Source organism: Acetobacter tropicalis, from assembly GCF_001580915.1.
Classification (GTDB): Bacteria; Pseudomonadota; Alphaproteobacteria; order Acetobacterales; family Acetobacteraceae; genus Acetobacter; species Acetobacter tropicalis.
Genome location: NZ_LHZQ01000103.1, coordinates 1 through 3,394, shown reverse-complemented (window position 1 = coordinate 3,394; position 3,394 = coordinate 1). Strand labels below are relative to the sequence as shown.

General features: G+C 53.9%; 4 protein-coding genes. 3 read left to right on the top strand and 1 reads right to left on the bottom strand.

The window, feature by feature from the left end; genetic code table 11:
- Both AD944_RS16940 and AD944_RS00885 read left to right on the top strand, forming a co-directional pair.
- Positions 1 to 245 (top strand): hypothetical protein (locus tag AD944_RS16940; RefSeq protein WP_169796348.1); only part of this gene is annotated, 245 nt, incomplete at its 5' end.
- A 215-nt stretch (positions 246 to 460) separates the two neighbouring features.
- A complete protein-coding gene (locus AD944_RS00885) occupies positions 461 to 2,206 on the top strand; it encodes a Hint domain-containing protein (RefSeq protein WP_052427210.1) in 1,746 nt (581 codons plus the stop codon).
- A 110-nt stretch (positions 2,207 to 2,316) separates the two neighbouring features.
- On the opposite strand, the gene AD944_RS00880 is transcribed toward AD944_RS00885, so the two are convergent.
- On the bottom strand, positions 2,317 to 2,895 hold the full coding sequence (locus AD944_RS00880) for a nicotinamidase (protein WP_045542716.1): 579 nt from the start codon (positions 2,893 to 2,895) through the stop codon (positions 2,317 to 2,319).
- Between the two features lie 180 nt (positions 2,896 to 3,075).
- Between AD944_RS00880 and AD944_RS00875 the strand changes: the two genes are divergently transcribed.
- On the top strand, positions 3,076 to 3,394 hold a 319-nt coding region (locus AD944_RS00875; protein WP_061474657.1), incomplete at its 3' end, for a hypothetical protein.

Genomic DNA, 3,394 nt, shown 5'->3' with positions numbered 1-3,394 from the left:
CCACCCCCACGGCTCTGATGGAGCGCACGCCACGCTCTTTCGCGCCACCAGCCCCCCGCCGTACCACGCCCTGTCTGCCAGAAGAAAGCCGGAAAGCCCGCATGATCTCAGTCCCGTATCGTGTCTGTTCCATCAAACAAGTGTGCCGCAGAACCCGCACCCTGTTAAGGGAGAGTTTTCTGCCTAACCCTCCCAATGAAAACAGGCCCCGTTCCAAGGAACAGGGGCTGCATGTCGTCCTCTGATCTAACAAGAGATGAGGATGGATTAAGCATTTTTATAAGGGACGATCATAAGCCATTGATGTTGGGTCGTTTAACAAGAGGTGGCCGGTTAATTTTTTTTAGGAAATAGTTAACGGAATCAGTTTGCTTTTTAGAAACCATAGATGTTAGAGAATTTCTGTCTCACATTGCGTGATTGGGTTCTTACCTAATCCGTCCGTCTAGGAAACCACAAAATGGCCGACACAGGCGCTACAGTCGATCTTTATATCGCCAAGCCTCCGTTTACTCCTGTAACTCTCAGCGATACTGATGGAACTATTGAAATTGGTTCCACTTATAACGGATACAGTATTTCTGGGGATACGTTCGGGGCAACTGTAGATATTGACTCCGGTGTTACCTTGGCTATTGGTGGGAAAACTTCCAACGTCTGGAATATTGGTGCAGACTATGAGGGGTATACTACAACCGTCAATGTTAGTGGTACCATTACGTTTACTGGCAATGTGAATTTAAGCGCAGGGTCTTCCATCAACGTTGAAAGCGGTGCTGTTGTTACCCTTGGCCCGATAAATATGGCCAGTGGCTCTTCCGTTGTTGTGAATAACGGCGGCCGTTTGATTTTAAATGGCGTGGGAACAACCACCACAGGTATATCCTTCGGCACAGAAGGCGGCACCATTGAAGTCGCTTCGGGTATGTCTCTTTCTATTCTGTCTAAAATTACTGGCATCAAAGTGGGTGATACAATCATCATTGATGGTGTAAAAAGTGCGGGCATTACAGAAGATGGTAGCACCTATACGCTTCTTGATGAAAATGGGAATCAGCTTCAGGCCACAGGTCGTTTCCAGCCGGTTCTTGAAAATGGCGTTGAAGGCTTTACCGTTTACACGGATGCCAACGGCAATACCATCCTGACGGCAGTAGACTATTCCAACATCTGCTTCCTTGCGGGCAGCATGGTCCGTACCCCTGAAGGCGATGTAGCGGTGGAAACCCTGCGCAGCGGTGATCAGGTTGTTGCTTACGTGGACGGGCAGAATGTCACGCGGGACGTGGTCTGGGCCGGTGTGGCACACGCCAAGATCAAGGCGGACATGCCTGACGATATGGCTGGCTATCCAGTCCGTATTCTCAAGAATGCGTTCGCTGAAGGTGTCCCCTACAAGGACATGCTGATCACGGCGGAACATTGCCTGTTCATTGATGGCAAGATGGTTCCGGCCCGTATGCTGGTCAATGGTTCGTCCATTTTCTATGATCGCTCCATCACGGATTATGACTATTACCACGTTGAAACGGCCGAGCATTCTGTGCTGACGGTTGATGGGATGCTGACTGAAAGCTACCTGGACACCGGCAACCGTGCTGCTTTCGTTTCCAACGGAAATGTTGTGTCTCTGGGCCGTGCCAAAAGCTGGGCAGAAGATGCCGCAGCCCCGCTGGCCGTGAGCCGTGATGCTGTAGAACCCATTTTTGCAGCTCTCGCCCAGCGTGCATCCTCCATTGAAGGTCGTCGGGAAGAAACCCAGACCTACACAATGACCACGGATCATGATCTGCACCTGATCACCAATACCGGCGCGATCATCCGCTCCGTGCGTGAAAAGGCAGGTCGCGTTTCCTTCATGCTGCCTACCGGTGTGAACAGTGTGCGTCTGGTTTCTCGTTCCAACCGTCCGAGCGATGTGATCGGCCCGTTTGTGGATGATCGTCGTCACCTTGGTGTGCTGGTCGGGGAAGTGAGCGTTGTGAATGCGGATGTCACCCACAACGTGACAGCACACACGGACACGGAAAACCTTTCCGGTTGGTATCCTCTGGAAGGTGCCGATTACCGCTGGACCAATGGCAACGCAGAACTGCCGCTGGGTAAGGCTGTTAACGGAATGGGCATGCTGAGCATCCAGATTCTGGCTGCTGGCCCGTATATCTCTGAACAGCCTGCCGAAGTTCAGTCTGCTCTTAAGGCCTGAACTATAAAAAATCGTTCCTGCCCTTACTGAACTGAGGGCAGGAAAAAACGAGAGCAAAAGCCCTCAGGAACCTGTGTCCTGAGGGCTTTTTTTCTGGCTTCGCTCCAGCCTCACCCCATCAGCATCTCGGCCTGCACCACCTGTACGCCTTCGGCTCGCAGCTTGGCTGTCACGTCATCCGGTGCCGTTACGGCGCTGGAGCAGGCATCGGCCACCACGCAGGTTTCAAACCCTAACGCCATGCCGTCCCGTGCCGTGTGGCTCACACACACATCATATGCCAGTCCGCACACAAAAATGCGGGTTACGCCACGTTCCTGTAAAAACCCTTTCAGGCCCGTAGGGTTCTGGCCAGCGTTGTCGGCAAAGGCGGAATAGCTGTCCACATCCTGCGCCATGCCTTTGCGGAATATCGCCGTAAGGGGCTCTGGCCGCAGCAGGGCAGCCAGTTCCGCGCCCTCCATGCCCTGCACACAATGCACCGGCCACGGTCCGTTCTGGGCCGGGAAGGAGCAATGATCCTGCGGGTGCCAGTCCTGCGTGGCCACCACGGCCTGAAAGGGCAGGGCGGCCAGCCGGTTTATTACCGGAATAATCCGGTCTCCATTGGCTACGGGCAAGCGGCCGGAGGGCAGAAAATCGTTTTGCAGATCAACAATAATCAGCGCGTCCTGCGGGCCTGCACGCATGGTTCGGTTCCTTGGTTAATGCTGTGACACCCCGCAGGCTACCCGCCCTTGGCCCCAAGGGAAAGATCATGCAGGCCGGGGCGGAAACGCGGCCATGTTCGGGCTTATGTTGCTGTTTTGCCCCCTGTGGTGTTTATGGAACACACAACACCACAGAGCAGGAAAGACACGCGCAGGACCATGAAGATTCAGGGCTACAATTTCTTCTGTGACATGCCCGAGGATATGCAGTATCTGCGCCGGGAAAGCCCCGATGAACGCTTCATTGAAGAAAACATGATCTTCATCCTGCCTGACAGGTTAAGAAAATTCCGGAAAAACCTGTGGCATGTCCGCAAGAACGCCGGGGCAACGCACGTCTATATCCCGCTCTTTCGCGTCAAGACCCTTCTGGCCAGCGAGGCCGCAGCCGGTGCGGTGCCAGAAGGGTATGAAGGCCCGTTTGATGTGTTCCCCTTCTACGCGCATACTTCCAAACGCCGCAGCCGTTCGCTGGATT